The sequence below is a fragment of the Pseudomonas sp. CHM02 genome (assembly GCF_000612585.1).
In the GTDB taxonomy this organism is placed as follows: Bacteria; Pseudomonadota; Gammaproteobacteria; order Pseudomonadales; family Pseudomonadaceae; genus Aquipseudomonas.
In genome coordinates, this window is the sequence record NZ_JFCA01000107.1 from 1 (window position 1) to 1235 (window position 1235).

The window sequence follows — 1235 nt, forward strand, 5'->3', positions numbered from 1 at the left end:
GGATTAAGCTGAAGGTGAGAGGGTGAGTGGCAAGCTGAATGCCCGAAGTGCTTAAAGCACGTGTGGGAGCCCATGCTGCCACTCACTTCTCCGCTCTGGACATGAGCCCGAACAGTTGAACGAGCCCACCTCGAACAGTTACAAGCGTGGGCCAAGCCAGAGCGCTCTCACCTTGAGTGTAAGAGGGTTTGGCCATGTTTTCCTATCCAGCAGGTATTGATGTCTCCAGCGGCAGCCTAGAAATCCTGGTTGATCAGCTAGATGCGGCGATGAGTTGTCCCAATTGCGAAAGTGATTTTCCCAGACTGATTGGATGGCTCGCTCTGCATCGTGTAGGCCGTGTGTTGCTTGAGGCTACTGGCGGTTACGAGCGCAAAGTCATGAAAGCGCTTCAAGCTGCCGGCTTTGAAGTCATACGGATCAACCCTTGCCGAGCCAAAAGTTTCGCCAAAGCGATGGGGCAACAAGCCAAGACCGACCCGATAGACGCACGCCTTCTTGCGCAGTTTGCAGCGGTCATCAAATCACCCGACAGTCGCGTTACAAGCGCCGAGCAGGATGATCTGCGCGCGCTGGTTCAACAGCGGGAGCACTTTGTTCAGCAGAGAGATGACGATAAACGGCGGCTTAAAACGGCTTCCTCTGAAGTGATCAAACCTGCATTACAGAGTCATATCGACTATTTGCAAGGGGTGTTGAAGCAGTTGGAAAACCTGATCCGCCAAAGCGCTGAACGTCTGGATAGTAAAAAGGTATCTCTTCTGTGCTCGGTCAAAGGCATAGGACTGGTTACGGCGGCCAGTTTGATGTCCTATCTTCCCGAACTCGGCGAGGTAGGTAGGCATCAGATTGCTGCGTTAAGCGGTACCGCGCCCTACAACGACGATAGCGGCAAGCACAAAGGTAAGCGCCACATCAGCGGCGGCAGGTTCGCTGCCAGGCGCTCACTGTACATGGCCTGTTGGTCAGTGATCCGGTTTCAGCCTGAGTTTGCCGTGCGATATAAGGCGCTGCGCGAGAAAGGCAAGTGCCCCAAAGTGGCACTCATCGCTTGTATGCGTGTTTTGTTAGTACGCCTAAACGCGATGATCCGTGATGGAACTGAATGGAGAGAGCAGCCCGCCTAAACCCGCGTGGTAGCTATTTCAAAAATTACACGGCGTACAGCTGTGGGAGCATTACCGTCTCTGCAAATATGGCTTGATGAAAGCCATCAAGACAGTTGCTCCCACATT

Annotated in this window: 1 protein-coding gene; it reads left to right on the top strand. The window is 53.4% G+C overall.

Annotated elements, in window-relative coordinates:
- Positions 1–194 precede the first annotated feature (194 nt).
- On the top strand, positions 195–1127 hold the full coding sequence (locus tag BM70_RS0130925) for an IS110 family transposase (RefSeq protein ID WP_025859590.1): 933 nt from the start codon (positions 195–197) through the stop codon (positions 1125–1127).
- Positions 1128–1235: the final 108 nt, after the last annotated feature.

Excerpts from the sequence above, each read along its gene's own strand:
- BM70_RS0130925 (WP_025859590.1), top strand. The coding sequence starts at position 195 with ATGTTTTCCTATCCAGCAGGTATTGATGTCTCCAGCGGCAGCCTAGAA.